The 22,325-nt window shown below is 35.3% G+C and carries 22 protein-coding genes and 1 riboswitch; of the genes, 19 read left to right on the forward strand and 3 right to left on the reverse strand.

Annotation, left to right across the window (positions count from 1 at the left end; translation table 11 throughout):
- Window positions 1–298 precede the first annotated feature (298 nt).
- Together polA and AAYQ19_RS09160 are read left to right on the forward strand one after the other, a co-directional pair.
- Complete coding sequence (gene polA / locus AAYQ19_RS09155; RefSeq protein ID WP_343535931.1) at window positions 299–3,139, forward strand: DNA polymerase I; 2,841 nt, start codon at window positions 299–301, stop codon at window positions 3,137–3,139.
- Window positions 3,140–3,261: 122 nt separating this feature from the next.
- Window positions 3,262–3,708: a hypothetical protein gene (locus tag AAYQ19_RS09160; RefSeq protein WP_343535932.1), complete on the forward strand. Its 447-nt coding sequence runs from the start codon at window positions 3,262–3,264 to the stop codon at window positions 3,706–3,708.
- Between the two features lie 39 nt (window positions 3,709–3,747).
- Here the strand turns inward: AAYQ19_RS09160 and AAYQ19_RS09165 are convergent, their stop codons facing one another.
- Window positions 3,748–4,776 carry a LacI family DNA-binding transcriptional regulator gene (locus AAYQ19_RS09165; RefSeq protein WP_026728614.1) on the reverse strand — a complete coding sequence of 343 codons (1,029 nt, stop codon included), beginning with the start codon at window positions 4,774–4,776 and terminating at the stop codon, window positions 3,748–3,750.
- A gap of 207 nt (window positions 4,777–4,983) precedes the next feature.
- Here AAYQ19_RS09165 and AAYQ19_RS09170 point away from each other — a divergent pair, with 207 nt between their 5' ends.
- The 6 genes from AAYQ19_RS09170 (at window position 4,984) to tsf (ending at window position 9,648) form a co-directional block, all read left to right on the forward strand.
- Window positions 4,984–5,730, forward strand: coding sequence for a ferritin-like domain-containing protein (locus AAYQ19_RS09170; RefSeq protein WP_343535933.1), 747 nt, complete (start codon window positions 4,984–4,986; stop codon window positions 5,728–5,730).
- A 25-nt stretch (window positions 5,731–5,755) separates the two neighbouring features.
- Window positions 5,756–6,568, forward strand: a complete 813-nt coding sequence (locus AAYQ19_RS09175) for a ferritin-like domain-containing protein (protein ID WP_343535934.1) — start codon at window positions 5,756–5,758, stop codon at window positions 6,566–6,568.
- Between the two features lie 194 nt (window positions 6,569–6,762).
- A complete protein-coding gene (rplM, locus tag AAYQ19_RS09180; RefSeq protein WP_026728617.1) occupies window positions 6,763–7,218 on the forward strand; it encodes a 50S ribosomal protein L13 in 456 nt (151 codons plus the stop codon).
- Complete coding sequence (gene rpsI, locus AAYQ19_RS09185; RefSeq protein ID WP_111288027.1) at window positions 7,218–7,604, forward strand: 30S ribosomal protein S9; 387 nt, start codon at window positions 7,218–7,220, stop codon at window positions 7,602–7,604. The genes rplM and rpsI overlap by 1 nt, the downstream gene beginning before the upstream one ends.
- Before the next feature lie 176 nt (window positions 7,605–7,780).
- The gene (gene rpsB / locus AAYQ19_RS09190; protein WP_012023686.1) at window positions 7,781–8,545 is read left to right on the forward strand and encodes a 30S ribosomal protein S2; all 765 of its coding nucleotides are present in this window, start codon (window positions 7,781–7,783) and stop codon (window positions 8,543–8,545) included.
- A 140-nt stretch (window positions 8,546–8,685) separates the two neighbouring features.
- Window positions 8,686–9,648, forward strand: a complete 963-nt coding sequence (gene tsf, locus AAYQ19_RS09195; protein WP_343535935.1) for a translation elongation factor Ts — start codon at window positions 8,686–8,688, stop codon at window positions 9,646–9,648.
- Between the two features lie 301 nt (window positions 9,649–9,949).
- Here the strand turns inward: tsf and AAYQ19_RS09200 are convergent, their stop codons facing one another.
- The gene (locus AAYQ19_RS09200; protein WP_343535936.1) at window positions 9,950–12,067 is read right to left on the reverse strand and encodes a M3 family metallopeptidase; all 2,118 of its coding nucleotides are present in this window, start codon (window positions 12,065–12,067) and stop codon (window positions 9,950–9,952) included.
- A gap of 289 nt (window positions 12,068–12,356) precedes the next feature.
- On the opposite strand from AAYQ19_RS09200, the gene AAYQ19_RS09205 reads away from it, so the two are divergent.
- The 11 genes from AAYQ19_RS09205 to AAYQ19_RS09255 all read left to right on the forward strand — a co-directional run bounded on the left by AAYQ19_RS09205 (window position 12,357) and on the right by AAYQ19_RS09255 (window position 21,534).
- Window positions 12,357–13,019 carry a queuosine precursor transporter gene (locus tag AAYQ19_RS09205; RefSeq protein WP_343535937.1) on the forward strand — a complete coding sequence of 221 codons (663 nt, stop codon included), beginning with the start codon at window positions 12,357–12,359 and terminating at the stop codon, window positions 13,017–13,019.
- A gap of 14 nt (window positions 13,020–13,033) precedes the next feature.
- Window positions 13,034–13,729, forward strand: a complete 696-nt coding sequence (locus AAYQ19_RS09210) for a hypothetical protein (RefSeq protein WP_343535938.1) — start codon at window positions 13,034–13,036, stop codon at window positions 13,727–13,729.
- Window positions 13,711–14,298: a DNA-3-methyladenine glycosylase I gene (locus AAYQ19_RS09215; protein ID WP_445709690.1), complete on the forward strand. Its 588-nt coding sequence runs from the start codon at window positions 13,711–13,713 to the stop codon at window positions 14,296–14,298. Before AAYQ19_RS09210 ends, AAYQ19_RS09215 begins: the two co-directional genes overlap by 19 nt.
- A 100-nt stretch (window positions 14,299–14,398) precedes the next feature.
- Window positions 14,399–14,495, forward strand: a riboswitch (TPP riboswitch).
- A 66-nt stretch (window positions 14,496–14,561) separates the two neighbouring features.
- On the forward strand, window positions 14,562–14,768 hold the full coding sequence (gene thiS, locus AAYQ19_RS09220) for a sulfur carrier protein ThiS (protein WP_343535939.1): 207 nt from the start codon (window positions 14,562–14,564) through the stop codon (window positions 14,766–14,768).
- A 176-nt stretch (window positions 14,769–14,944) separates the two neighbouring features.
- Window positions 14,945–16,765, forward strand: coding sequence for a phosphomethylpyrimidine synthase ThiC (thiC, locus tag AAYQ19_RS09225; protein ID WP_343536814.1), 1,821 nt, complete (start codon window positions 14,945–14,947; stop codon window positions 16,763–16,765).
- A 74-nt stretch (window positions 16,766–16,839) separates the two neighbouring features.
- Window positions 16,840–17,436: a thiamine phosphate synthase gene (locus AAYQ19_RS09230; protein ID WP_343535940.1), complete on the forward strand. Its 597-nt coding sequence runs from the start codon at window positions 16,840–16,842 to the stop codon at window positions 17,434–17,436.
- Entirely contained in the window at window positions 17,394–18,134 is a 741-nt protein-coding gene (locus AAYQ19_RS09235) for a hydroxymethylpyrimidine/phosphomethylpyrimidine kinase (protein WP_343535941.1), read from the forward strand. The genes AAYQ19_RS09230 and AAYQ19_RS09235 overlap by 43 nt, the downstream gene beginning before the upstream one ends.
- Window positions 18,127–18,765 (forward strand): thiamine phosphate synthase, encoded by a 639-nt coding sequence (locus AAYQ19_RS09240; protein ID WP_343535942.1) that lies wholly within the window; start codon window positions 18,127–18,129, stop codon window positions 18,763–18,765. Before AAYQ19_RS09235 ends, AAYQ19_RS09240 begins: the two co-directional genes overlap by 8 nt.
- A complete protein-coding gene (locus tag AAYQ19_RS09245; RefSeq protein WP_343535943.1) occupies window positions 18,746–19,522 on the forward strand; it encodes a thiazole synthase in 777 nt (258 codons plus the stop codon). The genes AAYQ19_RS09240 and AAYQ19_RS09245 overlap by 20 nt, the downstream gene beginning before the upstream one ends.
- Window positions 19,523–19,617: 95 nt before the next feature.
- Window positions 19,618–20,769, forward strand: a complete 1,152-nt coding sequence (thiH, locus tag AAYQ19_RS09250) for a 2-iminoacetate synthase ThiH (RefSeq protein ID WP_343535944.1) — start codon at window positions 19,618–19,620, stop codon at window positions 20,767–20,769.
- A 54-nt stretch (window positions 20,770–20,823) separates the two neighbouring features.
- Complete coding sequence (locus tag AAYQ19_RS09255) at window positions 20,824–21,534, forward strand: HesA/MoeB/ThiF family protein (RefSeq protein WP_343535945.1); 711 nt, start codon at window positions 20,824–20,826, stop codon at window positions 21,532–21,534.
- Here the strand turns inward: AAYQ19_RS09255 and AAYQ19_RS09260 are convergent.
- Window positions 21,531–22,325 (reverse strand): MOSC domain-containing protein, encoded by a 795-nt coding sequence (locus AAYQ19_RS09260; RefSeq protein ID WP_343535946.1) that lies wholly within the window; start codon window positions 22,323–22,325, stop codon window positions 21,531–21,533. The genes AAYQ19_RS09255 and AAYQ19_RS09260 overlap by 4 nt on opposite strands.

The raw sequence follows: 22,325 nt of genomic DNA on the forward strand, positions 1-22,325 counted from the left end.
TCTAAGATTTAAAAATTAATACCTTTTATTTTACACTTCAAAATTACCTTCGTAAAATGAAGCCAAAGTGAAGAAATCCTACAGGAATCATTTTTTAACTTGATATTAACTTTCGACCTTTTTTAAACCATATTGTAGAGATGCACTGCAGTGCGTTTATGTCAGATACGAAGACGCGCTGCAGTGCGCCACTACTAAAATGCACTTATATGACTTATATGGTTTTAAAAAAATTATTTCGAGAGCCGAATCATTTTTAAAACCCAATTGTTTATTTTTACAGACTAATATTTTTAATATGTCAACTCAAAAACGCCTTTTTCTTCTAGATGCTTATGCATTAATTTTTCGTGGTTATTATGCCTTTATAAAAAACCCGAGAATCAACTCAAAAGGATTGGATACATCTGCAATTATGGGTTTTATGAACTCACTTTTGGATGTCATTAAAAGAGAAAAACCAGACCATCTAGCTGTTGCTTTTGACAAAGGTGGAAGCGCGATGCGAAACGAAATATTTCCAGAATACAAAGCGAATCGAGACGTAACGCCTGAAGCAATCAAAATTGCCGTTCCTTATATATGCGAACTTTTAAAAGCAATGCATATTCCTATTATAGAAGTTGAAGGTTTTGAAGCCGATGACTTAATTGGAACTATTGCCAAACAAGCCGAAAAACAGAATTACAAAGTTTTTATGGTCACGCCTGATAAGGATTTTGCACAATTAGTTTCTGAAAACATCTTTATGTACAAACCTGCCCGAATGGGTAACGGAATCGAAATTTGGGGTGTTCCTGAGGTTTTAGAGAAATTCGAAATCGAAAGACCTGAACAAGTAATTGATTTTCTTGGAATGATGGGCGACGCAGCCGATAATATTCCAGGACTCCCTGGAGTTGGTGAAGTTACGGCCAAAAAACTTTTGAAAGAATTTGGTACAATGGAAAACCTTTTGGCAAATACAGACAAGCTGAAAGGAAAAATGAAAGAGAACATTGAAGCCAACAAAGAAAAAGGATTGCTTTCTAAAACATTGGCAACTATTTTATTAGACTGTCCGGTTACTTTTGATGAAACTGACTATCAATTGACGCGTCCAGATATCGAAAAAACAGATGCTATTTTTCAGGAATTAGAATTCAGAAGAATGGCGGAACAATTTGATAATTTATTTAAAACAGATGGATCTCAAACTGCAGCTCCTGAAGTTTCTGATGCGAAGTTGTACAAAAAACCACAGCCAAAAAACGAAGATCAATTTGATTTGTTTGGAAGCGCTTCAGCAGATGAAAATACAGAAACCCCTAGAACTTCTTTCTACGGAACATTAGCAGATACACCTCACTCCTATCAGATTGTTCAAGGCGATTTGGGCGTGAAATTATTATTACAGAATTTGCAAAATCAAACTTCGGTTTGTTTTGATACTGAAACTACTGGAATTGATGCCTTGCACGCTGAATTAGTCGGAATGTCTTTTTCATATGAAAAAGGAAAAGCATTTTATGTGCCGTTTCCGGAAAGTCAAGAAGAAGCTCAAACTTTGATTGACAAATTTATTCCGTTTTTCGAAAATGAAAACATCGAGAAAATTGGGCAAAACTTAAAATACGACCTAAAAATCCTTGCTAACTATGGCGTTACAGTAAAAGGAAAACTTTTTGATACGATGATTGCGCATTATCTGATCAATCCTGATATGCGTCATAATATGGATGTTTTGGCCGAAACGTATTTGAAATATTCTCCCAAACCAATTGAAGATTTAATTGGAAAAAAAGGAAAAAATCAACTTTCGATGCGCGATGTTCCTCTTGAGGATATTAAAGAATATGCTGCTGAAGATGCGGATATTACTTTACAATTAAAGGAAATCTTCACAACAGAATTAGACAAAACCGAAACTAAAAAGTTATTTGATGAAATCGAAATTCCGTTAGTAAGCGTTTTAGCGGCTATGGAAACAGAAGGAATTCGTTTAGATGTTGATTTCTTAAAAGGAATGTCATCTGAAATGGATGTTGAAATCAAGTCTTTGGAACAAAAAATATACGAAACTGCTGGCGAGAAATTCAATTTGGCTTCTCCAAAACAATTAGGAGATATTCTTTTTGAAAAAATGAAGATTGGTGGTGCAAAACAAAAGAAAACCAAAACGGGCCAATATGCAACCGGTGAGGAAGTCTTGACGTATTTAGCAAACGAAAATCCGATTGTAAAAGATATTTTGGACTGGCGCCAAATGGTGAAATTACAAAGCACGTATATTTTGGCTTTGCCGGAACAAGTGGACAAAAAGACTTTGCGCGTTCATACCGATTATATGCAAACCGTTGCCGCAACAGGACGTTTGAGTTCAAACAATCCGAACTTGCAGAATATCCCGATTCGTACTGAAAGAGGTCGTCAGATTCGTAAAGCTTTTGTCGCGCGCGATGAAAACCATACTTTAATCTCTGCCGATTACTCTCAAATTGAATTGCGAATCATTGCCGCTTTAAGTGGGGAAGAAAATATGATTAAAGCTTTCCAAAACGGAGAAGACATTCACAGATCAACAGCTGCAAAAGTTTTTGATGTTGCTTTAGAAGATGTGAGCCGCGAACAAAGAAGCAACGCAAAAACAGTAAACTTCGGAATCATATATGGTGTTTCTGCTTTCGGATTGAGCAGCCAGACTTCATTGTCTCGAAGCGAAAGTGCCGCTTTGATTGATGCCTATTATAAAACGTATCCGAGATTGAAATCTTTTATTCAGGAACAAATTGAATTTGCGAGAGAAAAAGGATACGTGCAAACTATTTCAGGCCGACGCCGTTATTTGAAAGACATCAACTCGGCAAATGCTGTAGTTAGAAGTGCCGCAGAGCGAAATGCTGTAAACGCACCAATTCAAGGAAGCGCCGCCGATGTGATTAAGATTGCCATGATCAACATCCATAAAAAACTGCAAGAAGAAAACTGGAAATCAAAAATGTTGCTTCAAGTACATGATGAGCTTGTCTTCGATGTTCACAACGACGAACTCGAGAAAATTCAGCCAATGATTAAACATGAAATGGAAAATGCTTTTAAAATGGCAGTTCCATTGGAAGTTGAACTTGGTTTAGGAAAAGATTGGTTGGAAGCGCATTGATCTAATTTTAGATTTCAGATTGTTGATTTTAGATTATAAACAAAACTACTATTGTAAATTTGGTGAAAAAAGCAACAATATTAATTAGGATATTTTTTATCTTAATTACAGCGATCATTCCAATGTTTGGCAATGCTCAACAAAATGACAAAAGCATCAGACTAAAAGTTCTTTACAAAAATAAAATCGGAAAAGAATTTGTTTTTGGAAAATGTGATGAAGAGGGAAAAACAGAAACACATTTAACTTATTTAGGACATGTGCGCACAGAAAAAGGAAAGACATATAAAATCATGAATTCGACATTGATTTGGGGCGCACATAGAGCTACAAATAGAATTCTAATATTTAACAATAACAATCAATATCTAGGCAATTATGCTGTAACAATGATTACCGACTTACCTACAGAATTGAATAATGGAATTCTAATATTTAGAAATACAGATCCCGAATGCGACAAAAAGGCAGCTTCTAAAATTAATTTTAAAAAAGGATTGCCAAAAGAATTCTTTAGAGAATGTAAAAATGGTTATGGCGATTCCTACGGCTTCGACGGATCAAATTGAATTATAAAAAAACCACCAGTTGCGCTGGTGGTTTTTTTATTATTTTACTTTTCGTGTCGATTCTCGTTCTTTCAAAACCGTTTTGATTACGATGGTTTCATAATCTGAAGTTTCTTCTTCGCTTTCTTCTAATCTTTTGATTAATCGTTTAGCGGCAACTTCACCAATTTCGATTCCGTGTTGGCTTACAGTTGTCAAACTTGGAGACAAACGTCTTGATGCCAAAATACCATCAGCAAAACCAATAATAGAAATATCTTCTGGAACTCTGTATCCTTTTTTCAAACTCACTCTTAAAGCGGCAACTGAATCATTTTCATCCAAAGCAAAAATTCCGTCAATTTTATTATCGAAAAGTCCGTCGATTTTAGCTTTCATATCATCCTCAGAATCAGTACGAAGAATAATTTTCTCATTTACTGGAATATTATTGTCTGCCAAAGCTTTCAAATAGCCGTCAGCTCTTAATTTTCCAACACTTAAATTATCTACAGACGAAATCAAGGCAATATTTTTACATCCAAGATTAATTAAATGCTGTGTAGAATTCAAAGCTGAATCAAAATCATCAACAACAACTTTATCACAATCTACTTCATCTGCAATACGATCAAACATCACGATTGGCGTTCCATCGTTTATAATTTCTGAAAAGTGATTGTAATCCTGAAGTTTTTGCGCTTCCTCAGAAACCGAAAGAATAAAACCATCAATTGTTCCGTTACTCAACATTTCAAGCGTATGAATCTCTTTTTCCAAAGACTCATTTGAAATACAAGTAATCACATTATATCCTTTTTTATCGGCTACTTTTTCAATACCACTGAAAACTTTTGCGAAAAAAGAGTTCAATATATTAGGTATAATTACACCAATCGTTTTAGTCTTTCTGTTTTTTAAATTCAGACCAATAACATTCGGCTTATAATTTTTGAGTTTGGCATACTCCTTAATCTTTACTTTCGTCTGCTCACTAATTTCCGGACTGTCGTTCAATGCCTTAGACACTGTTGACACAGAAACACCCAATTCTTTTGCGATTTGTTTAAGAGTTGCTTTAGCTTTCATCTAATTGAATTTTACGTAATTAATACAAATATAGTAGAATTACCTAAAATAAAACAAAAAAGCCCTACCACTATTTAAAATTATCCTTCTTTTTTAAAATAAAATCAAAAACACCTGTTTTTTAAAACCGCGCCTACAAAAATTTCGTTAATAACTAAATATCAAAGAACTAAAGACCAATGTTGTTAACTTTTAAAAAACTAGATTATGAAAAACGAAGTTAAAATTCATGAAGTTGATCCTTCATTGAATAGCAGAAGGAGCTTTCTTAAGCTCAGCGGATTAACCCTGGCAACTACAGGCTTAATTCTAGCTGGTTGCAGCAACGATGACAACAATGATGACATGCCAGACAATTCCCTGCCAGGAGTCAGAAATGGAGTATTTGATTTGGGTTCTGGAGATTTTGGCGTATTGACTTATGCGTACGCTCTAGAACAACTAGAAGCCGATTTTTATACCAAAGTTGTAAACGCCTCAAGTTTTAATGCCACTTTTAATGCCACCGAACGACAAGTCTTGACAGATTTATATTATCACGAAGTCGTTCATCGCGATTTTTTCAAAGCCGCTTTAACTGGAGCCCTTCCAGACCCAAGTTCACAATTGCTTCCTTCCCTCGCTTTCAATTATGGTTCTTTGAATTTCAACAGCCGAAACGAAGTTCTCGCTACTGCAAAAGCTCTTGAAGATACTGGAGTTGCTGCATATAATGGTGCGGGAAAATTAATTAAAAGTGCTGATTATCTATTATTAGCTGGAAAAATCGTTTCTGTTGAAGCCAGACATGCTTCTGCAATAAGAAGTTTGATCAATCCGAATTCTAAAGATTTTGCCGGAGATGATATTGTAAATATGACAACAGGTTTAGATGATGCCAAAGATCCATCTAAAATCCTGCCGATTGCTGCCAATTTTATTACCACAAAATTTACAGCTAAATACTTGCCTTAATCCTAACCGTTAAAACTTAGAAATTATGAACATTTTAAAATTTATAGAATCCTTTACTGATGATAATTTAATGAATAGTACTGGTTCTCGTAGAGACAGTTTTACGCAGTTTGGAAATATCGGAAAAAATTTAGCTTTAGCATCAATCCCTTTCGGATTGTCAGCTCTTACTAATAAAGCTTTCGCGAAAGACATTACAGCAACACCTGCAACACCCATTGGCGCTTTGCAATTTGCTTTGACACTTGAATATTTGGAAAACGAATTTTATGCCATGGCATTAGATTCTGGAGTAATTCCAGCTTCTGAAAATGGCGGACGCGATCTAAAAGTATTTCAACAAATTGCAGCGCATGAATCTGACCATGTTAAATTCCTAATTAATGGACTAGGCGGCACAATGAGTCCGAACTTTGTTGCAAAACCTACTTTTGATTTTACAGTTGGAGGTACTTTTGACCCCTTTCATGATTATCCAACATTTTTAGCTTTGGCACAAGCTTTTGAAGATACTGGAGTTAGAGCCTACAAAGGTCAAGCAGCAAATTTAATAACCACACCAGATTTGCTAACCGCTGCATTGCAGATTCATTCTGTCGAAGCGCGACATGCATCTGAAGTAAGACGACTGCGCGGATTAAAAGGATGGATTTCCAATTCCGAGAGAGGAACTGGTATGCCGGCAGCAACACAAGCAGTCTATGATGGCGAAGGTGTAACGATGCAGGCAGGATTTAATACCGCTGCTGCTTTTGGAGCTTCCGCAGGCTCCGAGGCTTATGATGAGCCACTTACGACACAGCAAGTAGTTGATATTGCCAATATATTTATTGTATAATAGATTTTTTTCCTAAATATTTAACCGTCTTTACTTTATTGCAGAGACGGTTTTTTTATTCCCTAATTAATTAAAAAACTGAAGTCCTGATTTTCAGCAGATAAAATATTCTTTCAGGTATTTGGTTTTAAAATAATTAATTGTACTTTTGCATCCCCTTTATTGGGGATGGAATGTTTAATTAAAATAATATTATGGACGCATTAAGCTACAAAACAGTTTCAGCAAGCAAAGCCACAGTAACTAAAGAGTGGATTGTTGTTGACGCTGAAGGTCATAACTTAGGACGTCTTGCTTCAAAGGTTGCTATGATCTTAAGAGGTAAGTACAAGCCAAGTTACACACCGCACGTTGACTGTGGAGATAACGTAATTGTTATCAACTCAGAAAAAATTAACCTTACAGGTACAAAAATGAATGACAAAATTTACATGCGTCATACAGGTTACCCAGGAGGACAAAGAACTTTAACTGCTAAAGTATTGCAAGCTAAAAACCCTGCATTATTAGTAGAAAAAGCGGTAAAAGGTATGTTACCTAAAAACAAATTAGGTGCTGAACTTTTTAGAAATCTAAATGTTGTTGTAGGAGCTGAGCACAAACACGGAGCTCAAAAACCTAGAACTGTTAACCTAAATGATCTTAAGTAATGGGAGTTATTCACAAAATCGGTAGAAGAAAAACCGCTGTTGCACGTGTTTACGTTTCTGAAGGAACTGGAAACATCACTGTAAACAAAAAAGAATTCGCAACTTACTTTCCAACTGCAACTTTACGTTACAAAGTGTTACAACCATTATCTATGACAGAAAATGAAAACAACTTTGACGTTAAAGTAAACGTTTACGGAGGTGGTACAACTGGTCAAGCAGAAGCTGTAAGAATGGCATTAGCTCGCGTAATGTGTGAAGTTAACGCTGAAAACAGAGGAATCCTTAAACCAGAAGGTTTATTAACAAGAGACCCAAGAATGGTTGAACGTAAGAAATTCGGTCAGAAGAAAGCTCGTAAGAGATTCCAATTCTCTAAACGTTAATATTACCTGTCTTGTTCAGATGGGACAAGACATTATCAATTATTTATTGAAATTAAAAAACACAGTTATTGTTGCTCTCCTATCGAGGTAGGATATAGTTTAGCATCTAAATGTATAAAGCCAGAGAAATCGCCATTTATACATTGCTAATCAACAGAACGTAAACTAGTACAAAAATGGCAAACAAAATAGAAGTAAAAGAATTACTAGAAGCAGGTGTTCACTTCGGACACATGACTAGAAAATGGGATCCAAACATGGCTCCTTACATTTATATGGAGCGTAATGGTATTCACATTATCAATCTATATAAAACTGCAGCTAAAATCGAAGAAGCTAACGAAGCTTTGAAAAAAATCGCTGCATCAGGTAGAAAAATCTTATTCGTAGCTACCAAAAAACAAGCAAAAGACATCGTTGCTGATAAAGCAAAAGCTGCAAACATGCCTTACATCACTGAAAGATGGCCAGGTGGAATGTTGACTAACTTCGTAACTATCAGAAAGGCAGTTAAAAAAATGTCTTCTATCGATAAAATGAAGAAAGATGGTACTTTCAACACTTTATCTAAAAAAGAGCGTTTACAAGTTGATCGTCTACGTGCTAAATTAGAGAAAAACTTAGGTTCAATTGCTGATATGTCTAGACTACCTGCAGCATTGTTCGTAGTAGATATCAAAGCTGAACACATCGCAATAAAAGAAGCTCAAAAATTAAACATTCCAGTTTTCGCAATGGTTGATACGAATTCTGACCCAAGAGAGGTTGATTACGTGATTCCTGCAAATGATGACGCTTCTAAATCAATTGACAAAATTTTATCTTTAGTAACTACTGCTGTAATCGAAGGTCTTTCAGACAGAGGTGCAGAAAAAGAAGTTGAAGCTGCTGAAGAAGCTCCTGCTGCTGAAGCTGAAGCTGCTCCTGCAACTGAAGAATAAATCAAATTTTAAATTCCAAATTTTAAATTCCAAATTCCAAATACAAAATTAAAAACGTTATGTTGATAATTTAATAAAATTGGAATTTGGGATTTAGAAGATGGAATTTTTTACTTTTAACATTAAAAATTCAAAATATTATGTCAACAATTACTGCTGCAGACGTAAATAAATTAAGACAATCTACAGGTGCCGGAATGATGGACTGTAAAAAAGCTTTAGTTGAAGCTGAAGGAGATTTCGATAAAGCGATCCAAATCCTTAGAGAAAAAGGACAAAAAGTTGCTGCTAACCGTTCTGACCGTGAGTCTTCTGAAGGAGCTGCTGTTTCTTTCATCAATGCTGACCACACTAAAGGAGCTATCATCACTTTAAACTGCGAAACTGACTTCGTAGGTAAAAATGAAGCTTTCGTAACTTTAGCTAAAGATTTAGTTGAAAGAGCTATCAACTTCTCTTCTAAAGAAGAATTATTGGCTTCTGATTTCAACGGAATTACTGTTGCTGAGAAATTAATCGAGCAAACTGGTGTTATCGGTGAAAAAATCGAAATCGGTGGTTTCGAAATTTTAGAAGGTGCTTACGTTGGATCTTACGTTCACGTTAATAAAATTGCTGCTTTAACTGCAATTTCTGCTCCAGTTGCTAACGCTGAAGCTTTAACAAAAGACATCTCTATGCAAGTTGCTTCTATGGGTGCTGATACATTATCTTACAAAGATTTTGATCCAGCTTTCGTTGAATCTGAACTTGCTGCTCGTATTGCTGTAATCGAAAAAGACAACGAAGAAGCAAAACGTTTAGGAAAAACTTTGAAAAATGTTCCTAAATACATCTCTTTCTCTCAATTAACTCCTGAAGTTATCAAACAAGCTGAAGAAGATGCTAAAGCTGAATTAAAAGCTGAAGGAAAACCAGAGCAAATCTGGGACAAAATTCTTCCAGGAAAAGTGCAACGTTTCATTTCTGACAACACTACTTTAGATCAAGAAAAAGCTTTACTAGATCAAAACTTCATCAAAGATGACAGTAAAAAAGTTGGTGATTATGTTAAAGGATTCAATGTTGAAATCACTGGTTTCAAAAGAGTTACTTTAGGTTAATCTAATTCTTTATTGATATTTAAAAATATCATTACTTTATTATACAAAAGGCTGTCCAAAAAGGGCAGCCTTTTTCTTTTTTGACTTTTAAAACAGCCTCTTGCTTATTTAAATCCTAAGTAGCATCGCAAAGTATATCAATCTTTGTCGATCTAGCAACGAAGATTCCTCCTTCGTCGAAATGACAACTTTGCGCAATATTGATCCCTATTTGTAAGTGCCGGGGACTCGAAGCCAAGACACAAACTATAAAAAAAAGACTGCCATTTCTGACAGTCTTAATTTTATAAATAATTCCGAATTATTTTTTGCTCTTAATTGGGAAGTTTCTAGCGCGCATTAACGCATCAGATTTTGGAGCTCTTCCTCTAAAGTTTTCATAAGCTTTTTCCTGATCGATAGTGTTTCCTACACTAAATACAGTATCATAAAGCCTTTTTGCAACCGCTTTATCATAAGGGCCTTTTCCTTCTAGGAAAGCTTCCCAAGCATCTGCATTAATAACATCTGCCCATAAATAACTGTAATATCCAGCTGCATATCCATCACTTGAAAAAATATGTCCGAATTGTGGAATACGGTGACGCATTACAATTTCAGATGGCATATGTAAAGCATCTAACGTCTCTTTTTCAAATTTATGAGGATCAATTGGCTCAGTAGTTAAATGAAGTTTCATATCTACTAAAGAGCTTGAAATTGTTTCAACTGTAGAAAAACCTTCACCAAAGTTCGCCGCTTTTTCAATTCTATCCACTAAAGCCTGAGGCATTGGCTGATTTGTTTTGTAATGCAAAGCGAATTTATTCAACACTTCTGGAGTTGCTAACCAGTGCTCTAATAATTGAGAAGGAAACTCAACATAATCTCTTGCTACAGAAGTTCCCGCTAAACTCGGATACGTTACATTTGAACATAATCCGTGAAGCGCGTGTCCAAATTCGTGAAATAAAGTCGACGCATCTTCCCAAGAAATCAAAATTGGCTCACCTGGAGCGCCTTTAACGAAATTACAGTTGTTAGACACAATTGTAAGTACATTTCCGTCTAATTTTTCTTGATTACGGTAAGCATTCATCCATGCACCAGAACGTTTTCCTGCACGTGCATAAGGATCAAAATACCATAATCCAACCACTTTTCCAGTTACTTTATTGCTAACCTCCCAAACACGTACATCTGGATGATAAACTGGTACATTTGTAATTTGCTTGAAATTGAAGTTGAACAATTCGCCAGCAACCCAAAACATTCCTTCGCGTAATTTTTCTAATTGAAGGTAAGGCTTTACTTCGTTTTGATCCAAATCGTATTTTGCTTTTCTAACTTTTTCAGCATAAAAACGGTAATCCCAAGGCTGAATTTTGAAATTCCCGCCTTCAGCATCAACGATTTTTTGCATCTCAGCAACATCTTTATGAACTTGCGCAACAGCTGGCTCCCAAACAGATTCCATTAAAGCCAAAGTCTTTTTAGGATCTTTTGCCATTTTGTTAGACAAACTCCAGTCAGCAAATGTTGGGTAACCCAATAATTTTGCTTTTTGAGTACGTAATTGCAAGATTGATACAAGTGTTGAATTGTTGTCATTTTCGTTTCCGTTGTCGCCACGTTTTACAAAAATGTCAAATGCTTTTTCTCTTAAATCTCTACGAGTTGAAAATGTCAAAAATGGCTCAATTGAAGAACGTGTATTAGCAATACAACCCATTACATTTAATTTTCTCTCTTTTGCTTCAGCAATAGCAGCATTTTTAACTTCGGTTGGTAAACCAGCAAAGTCATCTTCTGTTTTTAATTCAACATATTGATTGTGTTCTTCTGCCAATAAATTTTGGCTGAAACGTGTAAACAATGTTGCAAGTTCTTTATTGATTCCTGCAACTTTTGCTTTGTCTACGTCATTAAGTTGAGCACCTTGACGCACAAAATTGGTGTAGTACAACCAAATTAAACGTTGTTGTTCACCAGTAAGTTTACTTTTTTCTTTTGAATTATAAACCGTCTCGATTCTGGTAAATAATTTTTTATTTTGATTGATTTTATCTGAAAACTCAGAAAATTTAGGCGACATTTCTCTGTCAATAGCGCTAAACTCAGGACTGCTTAAATTAGATCTGTAGATTCCATAAACAGTCATGATTCTTTCAATTGTTTGCCCTGAACGTTCCATAGCAACAATTGTATTTTCAAAAGTAGCTGGTTTTGGATTATTTGCAATAGCATCTACTTCATTTAGTTTTTCCTGAATAGCAAATTCAATCGCTGGTTTAAAGTCTGAAACTTTGTACTCATTGAAGGCAGGAACTCCTCCGTATGGCCCTGGCCATGGTTTTAGCAACGGATTATCAGAATTGCTTTGTGCGGAAGCCGCAAAAAAAGTTGTACTCATGATAAAAATTGACATTAATTTTTTCATTCTCATTAATTTGATTATAAATAATAGAAACTTGTTCTTCTCCAAAAATACCTAAAATTTACCAATCGACAGCATATCACAATATGTTAAAAAAATGAGATAAATAAAACAATTCTATTTTTAAGATGAACAAATGCTCTCAATCAGAAAATATTTATTAAACAAAACCCCAAACTCAGAGTAAGATTATTAACTCGCAGAAAATCAAAAAAAGAAATATTGATCGATGCTAAATGTTAATTTAGTTAAAATAATTAACTTTGAATAAAACAGATTTTAATAAGTTCACATGTTTAAAACCAAAAAAGAAATTGTCTTTGTTATTCTAGCAGGTATATTTATAACTAACGCCGTTGTGGCTGAATTGATTGGAGGCAAGCTGATCCAGATTGGTCCATTTGTAATGAGTATCGGGATTTTGCCCTGGCCTGTCGTTTTTTTAACAACCGATTTGATTAATGAATATTTTGGAGAAAAAGGAGTAAAAAAACTCTCCTTTATCACGGCATGCTTGATTGCTTATGCTTTTCTAATTTTATTTATGGCCATCATTATTCCCGCAGCAAAAGGAATAAGTCCTGTAAATGACGATCAATTTCAAGCTGTTTTTGGACAAAGTATGTGGATTATTGTTGGAAGTTTGATTGCTTTTATGGCATCGCAGTTAATTGACGTGTGGATTTTTTGGTTCTTTAAAAGACGAACTGGTGAAAGAAAGATTTGGCTTAGAACAACAGGATCAACAGTAATTTCACAATTATTCGATTCATTTATTGTTCTCGGAATTGCTTTTTGGCTCCCAGGAAAAATCAATTTTGACACATTTCTATCTTCTGCGTTAATTGGATATACGTTTAAACTATCAATTGCAATATTGTTGACACCGCTAATTTATGCAGGACATCATTTGATAAAAAAATATTTGGAAGAGGATAATTCTCATCAAGAATAAAAAACTTTAGGGCCATGAAAAAAATTAACTTGCTTATTTTATCCTGTATAATCTGCTTATTTTTTAGTTGTGGCGAAGATGTAAAAAAGCCAGCTAAAAAAACTGTAATGCCTGTTAATATGCTAAAGCCAGCACCTGTAAAAAAAGGAGCAAAAATTGCAGCAAAAACTATTAAAGCCCCTAAAGAAATTGGAACTCAAAAAAAAGCACCAACTCAAAATCCGTTTGCTGTAAAAACCCCAATTGCAATTGTACCACTTCACAATCCGCATGACTCGCACAACACGGTGAGCAAAACCGAAAATACAAGCATTAACATCAAAAAGCAGGTAAACGAGGAATTGCTGAATTTTGTGAACATTAGAAAAATCCTTGCCAATTGCAAAATGGGACAAACGATGACTCAAAAACAGCTTACTGAAAATTTTGAAATTCCAGAAGAAGCGGTAAAACTGGTAAAGAGCGTTACCAAAACTGCCGAAAATGAAATAGCCGTAAAATGGCAATCAACATGGTTTGTAGAAAAAGTATCCGATGCCGAGCTTGAAGATGGCAAAATGAAAGTCGTTTTTAAAGCCAATAAAATGTATACTTCCGGCAATGCAATTGGCATAAAATACAACCGTAAAATCTACACTGATTTAGTTATCGTGGGACGCTCAGCTTACATTCCGAGTGTGAAAGGATACAAATGGCAAATTGGAAAATAATGGAAAACAACGATATTATTCGATGCAGCTGGTGTACTTCCAGTGATTTATATAAAAAATATCATGATGAAGAATGGGGCGTTCCCGTTTATGACGACCCAACTCTATTCGAATTTTTAATTTTGGAAACTTTTCAGGCGGGACTGAGCTGGATCACGATTTTAAACAAAAGACAAAATTTCAGAGAAGCTTTTGATCATTTTGATTACAAAAAAGTAGCACAGTATTCAGAAGATAAAATTGAAGAATTAATGCAGAATACCGGAATTATTCGGAACAAATTAAAAATTAAAGCGGCTGTATCCAACGCTCAAGCTTTTATGAAAATTCAAGAAGAATTTGGAACTTTCTCTGACTATATTTGGAAGTATACTGATGGGAAACCGATTATAAACAATCTGAAACATTCAAAAGATGCTCCGGCTACTACTCCACTTTCAGATGAAATCAGCAAAGATTTAAAAAAACGCGGATTTAAATTTGTCGGTTCAACCGTAATTTACGCTCACATGCAAGCCACCGGAATGGTCAATGATCATGTGGAAGATTGCTGGACGAGAAAGAAATAATTAGTGTTCAGAAAACAGCTTTTAGTATTCAGTTTTCCCAACTTGAAACCTGAAACTTGAAACTTTTTTAAACTCTCAAACAAAAATTACATATATTTGCTTCACACTTTAGGGGTGTCTACAACTTGTAGGCTGAGATTTTACCCTCTGAACCTGATCTAGTTCATACTAGCGTAGGGAAAAGTAAGATGACTTCTGCGCGCATTTTTATGCGTTCTTGTAGCCATTCCTAAGGTGTATCTATACACTAAACTCAACAAGGAATGGAACTGAAAATCAATCAACAAACTAAAAAATTCAATACTGAATCGCTAAGCGTTCAATCATTGCTCGATCTCGAAATTCCGCACAAACAAAACGGAATCGCTGTTGCTGTCAACAATACCGTTGTTCCAAAAACCAAATGGAACGAATTCTTCGTACACGAAACTGACGATATTTTGATTATTTCTGCTACACAGGGTGGTTAGAATTTAAATTCCAAAAAAATAAATTCCAAATTCCAATTTTCATACTGTGCGTTAGATACACTGCGGCGCGTCTCTACGGAAAAACTTTGCGAAAAATAAACACAATCAGAATCAAACTTCAAACTTCAAACTTGACCCGAGGCGAAAGCCGAACGGGCGAAGCAAACAAAAATATTATGAAAGAAGAACAAATATCCAGAACCCCGTTTCCGAATTCTAAAAAAGTATATATCGACGGAGAAATTCATCCGATAAAAGTGGCGATGCGCGAAATTACTTTGAGCGATACCAAACTTTCAAATGGTGGAATTGAGAAAAATCCACCCGTAACTGTTTACGATACTTCGGGCGCTTACACAGATCCGAATATTGAAATTGATATTAGAAAAGGATTGCCACGCTTACGCGAAAGTTGGATTTTAGATCGAAATGATGTTGAAATTCTAGAAGAAATCACGTCAGATTATGGCCAAAGCCGATTGAGAGATGAAAGCTTGAATCATCTTCGTTTTGAATATTTACATCAGCCAAAACGTGCTAAAAAAGGCGCTAACGTAACACAATTGTATTACGCCAAACAAGGAATAATCACTCCAGAAATGGAATATATTGCGATTCGTGAAAATCAACGCATTGAGCTTTTAAATGAGCAGACTAAAGCAATGCAATGCCAGCATGGCGGAAATAGCTTTGGTGCCAATACTCCAAAAAACAAAATTACTCCAGAATTTGTTCGTTCTGAAGTTGCTTGCGGAAGAGCGATTATCCCTAACAACATCAACCACCCAGAAAGCGAACCAATGATTGTGGGGCGTAATTTCTTGGTGAAAATTAATGCCAATATTGGAAACAGCGCTGTGACTTCAAGTATCGAAGAAGAAGTTGAAAAAGCCGTTTGGGCTTGCCGTTGGGGAGCTGATACAATTATGGATTTATCTACAGGAAAAAACATTCACGAAACCAGAGAATGGATTATCAGAAACTCTCCTGTTCCCATCGGGACTGTTCCGATTTATCAGGCATTAGAAAAAGTAAAAGGAATTGCCGAAGATTTAACTTGGGAGATTTTCCGTGATACGTTGATTGAGCAAGCAGAACAAGGTGTTTCGTATTTCACGATTCATGCTGGAGTTTTGCTTCGTTACATTCATTTAACAGCCAATCGTGTTACGGGAATCGTTTCGCGAGGCGGATCAATCATGGCAAAGTGGTGTTTATTTCATCATAAAGAAAACTTCTTGTACACGCATTTTGAAGAAATCTGCGAAATCATGAAACAGTACGATGTCGCTTTTTCTCTAGGAGATGGTTTACGTCCGGGTTCGATTGCAGATGCGAATGATGCTGCACAATTTGCCGAATTAAAAACTTTAGGTGAATTGACAAAAATTGCTTGGAAACACGATGTTCAGGTTTTTATTGAAGGTCCAGGGCACGTTCCGATGCACATGATTAAAGAAAACATGGACAAACAATTGGAACACTGCCATGAAGCTCCATTTTACACTTTAGGTCCATTAACTACAGATATTGCACCGGGTTACGATCATATTACTTCAGCAATTGGCGCTGCTATGATTGGCTGGTACGGATGCGCGATGCTATGTTACGTAACACCAAAAGAACATTTAGGTTTACCAAACAAAAAAGACGTTAAAGACGGTGTTATCACTTATAAAATTTCTGCTCATGCTGCCGATTTGGCAAAAGGTCATCCAGGAGCGCAATATCGTGATAACGCGTTGAGCAAAGCCCGTTTCGAATTCCGTTGGGAAGATCAGTTTAATTTGGCTTTAGATCCAGATACCGCAAGAGAATTCCACGACGAAACGCTTCCTGCAGACGGTGCAAAAGTGGCGCATTTCTGTTCGATGTGCGGACCAAAATTCTGTTCTATGAAAATATCTCAAGAAATCAGGGATGTCGCTGCCGCAGAAAAAGGAATGCAAGAGAAATCAGAGGAATTTATTGAACAAGGGAAAGAGATTTATATATAGTGAGATGAGATTTGTAAAATGTGAAATGCTATAATTTTCACATTTTATATCTCACAAAAAGCATTTTACAAATTATGATTTTGATTACGAATCCTTTTTTTGTTGAAGATGAAATTCAAATTCTTCATTCTTTATTGGAAGAAGGATTGTCTTTGCTTCATATTCGGAAACCAGATTTTTCAGAGTTGGAAATAACTCAATTTATTCGTCAAATCAAATTGGAATTTCGAACGAATTTGGTTTTGCATAATCATTATCAAATAGCGGAAGATTTTGGAATTTGCAGCTTTCATTTTTCTGAAAAAGAAAGAATCAATAATAATCGATCTTTTGAAAATTGCAAGTCTAAATCAACATCAACACATTCAATTGAAGATTTTAATTCTCTTGAAAATTTTGATTATGCTTTTCTGAGTCCAGTTTTTAAAAGTATTTCTAAAGAAAATTATTTGCCCGAAAGAGATCTTTTCAAGGAAATAAAATCAAGAAAAAATCATAAAACAAAGATGGTCGCTTTAGGCGGAATTGATTCCCAAAATATTCAAGAAGTTTTAGAAAAGGGGTTTGATGATGTCGCGCTTTTAGGAAGTATTTGGAAAAATGAAAATCCATTAAAACAATTTAAATTATGTCAACAGATCGCCCATTCGTTCTCACAATCGCAGGTTTAGATCCGTCAGGTGGCGCCGGGATTTTGGCTGATATCAAAACCTTTGAACAGCACAAAGTGACTGGTTTTGCGATTTCGACGGCGAATACCATTCAGACTGAAAATCAGTTTTATGAAATCCAGTGGACAGATTTGAGTTTTGTAATTCGCTCTATTGAAACACTGTTTTTAAATTATAAAATCAGTGTGGTGAAAATTGGGATTGTGTCTTCTTTGTATGATTTAAATCGAATTCTTTCGACCATAAAACTACTTTCTCCTACTACAAAAATAGTTTGGGATCCCGTTTTAAAATCGACTACAAAATTTGAATTTATGAATATGGAAGATCGTCTAGATTTAAATAAAATAGTATCAAAAATCGATTTGATTACGCCGAATTATCATGAAGCCGAAATACTGTTTCCTGATTTTATTTCTAAAGAAAATGAATTTTCAACAAACATTTTATTGAAAGGCGGACATAACAAAAAGGCTTTGGGAACAGATCGTTTATTTCTAAAAGATGAAGTTTTAGAATTCCTTCCATCAGAAAAAAACTGTTTTGAAAAACATGGATCAGGCTGTGTACTTTCTTCTGCAATTGCTTCCAATTTAGCTTTGAATCAAACGCTAAAAGAAGCTTGTAAAAATGCTAAAATCTATATCGAAAATTACCTGAGCTCAACACCAACATTAATAGGATATCATTATGTATAGCAAACTTCAATATATCTCGCAGGGCGAAACCATCGAAAAACAATTGCATAATATTCATCAAGCACTAGACGCAGGCTGTAACTGGGTGCAAATGCGCTTTAAAGACCAAACACAAAGAGACGCTTTCACATTAGCCGAAGCAGTAAAGCCTTTATGCGAAAAATACACCGCTAATTTTATTATAAACGACGATTTGCATCTTACTAAAGAAATAGATGCAGATGGCGTTCATTTAGGTTTAACCGATACCAAAATCGACGAAGCAAGAGCTTTTTTAGGAACTTCAAAAGTCATTGGAGGAACCGCCAATACTTTTGAAGACATCGAAAATCATGTCAAAAATGGCTGTGATTATATTGGATTAGGGCCTTTTAGATTCACCAATACAAAGGAAAAACTAAGTCCGATTTTGGGTTTATGCGGGTATCATGAAATTCTTCAAAAACTCAAAAAAAATAAAATCGAAATTCCGGTTTATGCCATCGGAGGCATTACGTTGCGCGATGTGAGTCCGCTAATGGAAACTGGAATTCACGGAATTGCCGTTTCTGGAATCATTACCGAAAGTGATGAGAAAGAAAAATTAATTCAACAATTAAACGAAAAATTATATGCAAACATCATTGTTTAATATCGGAGATAAAAGCTTTAAATCCCGTTTGTTTCTTGGAACGGGAAAATTTGGTTCGAACGAGGAAATGGAGCTGGCCATTTTAGCCTCGGAAAGCGAATTAGTTACTGTTGCCTTAAAACGCATCGATTTAGAAACCGATACCGATGCTATTTTATCGCATTTAAAACATCCCAATATCAATTTATTGCCAAATACTTCTGGCGCAAGAAATGCGAAAGAAGCGGTTTTCGCAGCACAATTGGCGCGTGAAGCTTTAGAAACGAATTGGGTAAAACTGGAAATTCATCCTGACCCGAAATATTTAATGCCTGATCCAATTGAAACTTTAAAAGCAACAGAAGAATTAGCAAAATTGGGTTTTATTGTGCTTCCCTACATTCACGCCGATCCTGTTTTGTGCAAACATTTAGAAAGCGCTGGAACTTCTGCTGTAATGCCATTGGGTTCGCCAATTGGAAGTAATAAAGGTTTAAAAACGATTGATTTCTTAGAGATTATAATTGAACAAAGTACTGTTCCTGTTATTGTAGATGCCGGAATTGGAGTTCCTTCTGACGCTGCAAAAGCAATGGAAATTGGTGCTGATGCTGTTTTGGTAAACACTGCAATTGCCGTTGCCGGAAATCCAAGTTTAATGGCTGAGGCTTTTAAGGAAGCTGTAATTGCAGGGAGAAAAGCCTTTGAGGCTAAAGTTGCGAATCAGCAAAATTATGCTTCGGCTTCTAGTCCTTTGACTTCTTTTCTTTATGAGTAATTTTTTTCAACCGCAAAGTTCGCAAAGACAAGCGATAAGAACGCAAAGCTTTGCGAACCTTGCGTAAAACTTTGCGCTCTTTGCGGTTAAACATTATGAAAACATTCAAATCTATTTTCGAGCAATATAATTGGGATGAAATCCAATCCAGAATATACAAAACCACATCAAAAGATGTCGAACGAACTTTGGCGAAAACCAAATACAATCTCGATGATTTTTTGATTCTGATCTCTCCTATTGCTCAAAATTATTTAGAACAAATGGCACAGAAATGCCACGAAATCACCAAGAAACGTTTTGGAAAAACAATTCAAATGTATGCGCCGTTATACTTGAGCAACGAATGCCAAAACATTTGCACCTATTGTGGCTTTAGCTTAGACAATAAAATCAAAAGAAAAACACTTTCTGATGCAGAAATAAAACTCGAAGTCGAAGCTTTAAAAAATAAAGGTTTTGACCACGTTTTACTGGTTACTGGCGAAGCAAATTATACCGTAAACATCAATTATTTTCTGAATGCAATCAATTTAATCAAAGAAGATTTTTCGATTATTTCTGTTGAAGTGCAGCCACTTTCTACAGAAGATTATGAGCGTTTGCACGATGCTGGAGTATATTCCGTTTTGGTTTATCAGGAAACGTATCATCAGGAAGTTTATAAAAAGTATCATACGAAAGGCAAGAAATCAAATTTCGATTATCGATTGGAAACACCTGACCGAATTGGAACTGCTGGAATTCATAAAATTGGTTTAGGAGTTTTATTAGGCTTGGAAGATTGGAGAACTGATAGTTTTTTCAATGCGTTGCATTTAGATTATCTGCAGAAGAAATACTGGCAGACTAAATATTCAGTTTCTTTTCCGCGTCTTCGCCCTGCTGAAGGCATTGTCGAACCGAATTTTATTATGGACGACAAAGATTTGACGCAATTGATTTGTGCTTACCGCTTATGGAATGAAGATCTAGAAATCTCCATCTCAACTCGTGAAAATGAAAAATTCAGAAACAATATAATCCCAATTGGAGTCACAAGTATGAGTGCAGGATCTAAAACAAACCCTGGTGGTTATGTGGTTGACCCGCAGTCTTTGGAACAATTCGAAATCAGCGATGAACGCTCTGCCGAAGAAATTTCGAAAATCATAAAAAAGGCAGGGTACGAACCCGTTTGGAAAGATTGGGACAGATCATTTAGTCATAAAGTTGAAAAGTCTAAAGCCATAAAGTTTTTTACTTAGACATTTTTTTTGACTTTCGACTTTCGACTTTAAAAACTTTAAGACTTAATTAAAATGAGCATTATACAAGAATTCCTTCGTTACAACAGACAAACCATTCTTCCTGAAATTGGCGACGAAGGTCAGGAAAAATTAAAAAACGCTAGAGTTTTAGTAATTGGTGCAGGCGGTTTGGGCTGTCCGATTTTACAATACATTGCGACCGCCGGAGTTGGTTTTATCGGAATTATGGATTTTGATACCATTGAAATTCATAATCTTCATCGTCAAATTTTATACACCGAAAATGAAATTGGTCAGCACAAATCAATTGTGGCTCAAAAAGTAGTTTCGAAATTAAATCCGTTGATTGAAGCTGTTTCGATTAATGAGAAATTAACGGCTGAAAATGCATCAAAAATCATTCAGCAATATGATATTGTTGTAGATGGTTCTGATAATTTTTCGACGCGTTATTTAGTAAATGATACTTGCGTTGCATTAAAAAAGACTTTGGTTTACGGAAGTATTCTAAAATTCGAAGGACAAATTGCGGTTTTCAATCATAATGGAAGTAAAAACCTGAGAGATTTATTTCCTGAAATGCCTGATCCAAAAGATGTTCCGAACTGTAATTTGAATGGCGTTTTAGGAACATTGCCCGGAATTATTGGCAATATGATGGCGCATGAAACGCTGAAATTAATTCTCGAATTACCAACTTTAAACAATGAATTGGTACTTTTTAATACTTTAAATTGGAACTTTATGAGGTTGAATTTTTAAAAAACAACCTCATCCCCTACACTGATAATTCCTGAATTCAAACTCACAAGATTAGTTCCGAATAAAACTGAATTGTCTACATTTCTGTATTTGCTTAAAGTTTTTAAAGGTTCTTTTTTCACAATCCCTTTTTGTGGATCGTTGTTTACCATAATACATCGTCCGCAAGGTTTTATGTTTTTAAACTGAACCTCACCAATTGTAAAAGTTTTGAAATCATCTTCTTCGTGAGCATTCTTTGTACTCACCACAATATTTGGACGGAATCTTTTGATAGTGATTTTTTCTTCTAATTTGTCATTTAAAAAATCAAGACTTTCGGTCCCTATTAACAAATACGGATAAGCATCGGCAAGACTTACATTATACGTTTCATTTGTTCTGGAACTTTCATGTTTACGAGCACCAATTTTATTGATTTTTACAAGTCTGCATTCGAAACCTAATTTATCGCTAAACCATTTTGAAGAATTTTTATTTACTTCGAAAACTTCACTTTTATCATCCCAAACTTGAGATTCTATTGCATTTCCTAAATGTTCATTAACTGAAAATTCATGCGTTTCTCCTTCAAAATTAATTTGAATTTTATCTCCCAAAATTTGTGGATAAAACTGACTCATTATTGGATATTCTCGTTGGGTAACGTGAACATTTTCAGTATTAATAAGCATCCAACGACGATCGTTTTCAAATCCCATTTCTCCAGCATTGGCACTTTTTAAACTAATGCCTGCCAAACTTTTTATCGGATAAATATAAATTTCTTTTACACTGTAAACTGCACTCAT

Source organism: Flavobacterium mesophilum, from assembly GCF_039581405.1.
GTDB lineage: Bacteria > Bacteroidota > Bacteroidia > Flavobacteriales > Flavobacteriaceae > Flavobacterium.

Bases quoted from the DNA above. Each gene is read 5' to 3' on its own strand.
- AAYQ19_RS09240 (WP_343535942.1), top strand. From the start codon at position 18,127: ATGTATAGCAAACTTCAATATATCTCGCAGGGCGAAACCATCGAAAAA.
- AAYQ19_RS09200 (WP_343535936.1), bottom strand. From the start codon at position 12,067: ATGAAAAAATTAATGTCAATTTTTATCATGAGTACAACTTTTTTTGCG.
- rpsB (WP_012023686.1), top strand. From the start codon at position 7,781: ATGGCAAACAAAATAGAAGTAAAAGAATTACTAGAAGCAGGTGTTCAC.
- tsf (WP_343535935.1), top strand. From the start codon at position 8,686: ATGTCAACAATTACTGCTGCAGACGTAAATAAATTAAGACAATCTACA.
- AAYQ19_RS09230 (WP_343535940.1), top strand. From the start codon at position 16,840: ATGATTTTGATTACGAATCCTTTTTTTGTTGAAGATGAAATTCAAATT.
- AAYQ19_RS09175 (WP_343535934.1), top strand. From the start codon at position 5,756: ATGAACATTTTAAAATTTATAGAATCCTTTACTGATGATAATTTAATG.
- AAYQ19_RS09215 (WP_445709690.1), top strand. From the start codon at position 13,711: ATGGCAAATTGGAAAATAATGGAAAACAACGATATTATTCGATGCAGC.
- rpsI (WP_111288027.1), top strand. From the start codon at position 7,218: ATGGGAGTTATTCACAAAATCGGTAGAAGAAAAACCGCTGTTGCACGT.
- AAYQ19_RS09245 (WP_343535943.1), top strand. From the start codon at position 18,746: ATGCAAACATCATTGTTTAATATCGGAGATAAAAGCTTTAAATCCCGT.
- AAYQ19_RS09255 (WP_343535945.1), top strand. From the start codon at position 20,824: ATGAGCATTATACAAGAATTCCTTCGTTACAACAGACAAACCATTCTT.
- rplM (WP_026728617.1), top strand. From the start codon at position 6,763: ATGGACGCATTAAGCTACAAAACAGTTTCAGCAAGCAAAGCCACAGTA.
- thiC (WP_343536814.1), top strand. From the start codon at position 14,945: ATGAAAGAAGAACAAATATCCAGAACCCCGTTTCCGAATTCTAAAAAA.
- AAYQ19_RS09235 (WP_343535941.1), top strand. From the start codon at position 17,394: ATGTCAACAGATCGCCCATTCGTTCTCACAATCGCAGGTTTAGATCCG.
- thiH (WP_343535944.1), top strand. From the start codon at position 19,618: ATGAAAACATTCAAATCTATTTTCGAGCAATATAATTGGGATGAAATC.
- AAYQ19_RS09170 (WP_343535933.1), top strand. From the start codon at position 4,984: ATGAAAAACGAAGTTAAAATTCATGAAGTTGATCCTTCATTGAATAGC.
- polA (WP_343535931.1), top strand. From the start codon at position 299: ATGTCAACTCAAAAACGCCTTTTTCTTCTAGATGCTTATGCATTAATT.
- AAYQ19_RS09210 (WP_343535938.1), top strand. From the start codon at position 13,034: ATGAAAAAAATTAACTTGCTTATTTTATCCTGTATAATCTGCTTATTT.
- AAYQ19_RS09205 (WP_343535937.1), top strand. From the start codon at position 12,357: ATGTTTAAAACCAAAAAAGAAATTGTCTTTGTTATTCTAGCAGGTATA.
- AAYQ19_RS09165 (WP_026728614.1), bottom strand. From the start codon at position 4,776: ATGAAAGCTAAAGCAACTCTTAAACAAATCGCAAAAGAATTGGGTGTT.
- thiS (WP_343535939.1), top strand. From the start codon at position 14,562: ATGGAACTGAAAATCAATCAACAAACTAAAAAATTCAATACTGAATCG.
- AAYQ19_RS09160 (WP_343535932.1), top strand. From the start codon at position 3,262: ATGTTTGGCAATGCTCAACAAAATGACAAAAGCATCAGACTAAAAGTT.
- AAYQ19_RS09260 (WP_343535946.1), bottom strand. From the start codon at position 22,325: ATGAGTGCAGTTTACAGTGTAAAAGAAATTTATATTTATCCGATAAAA.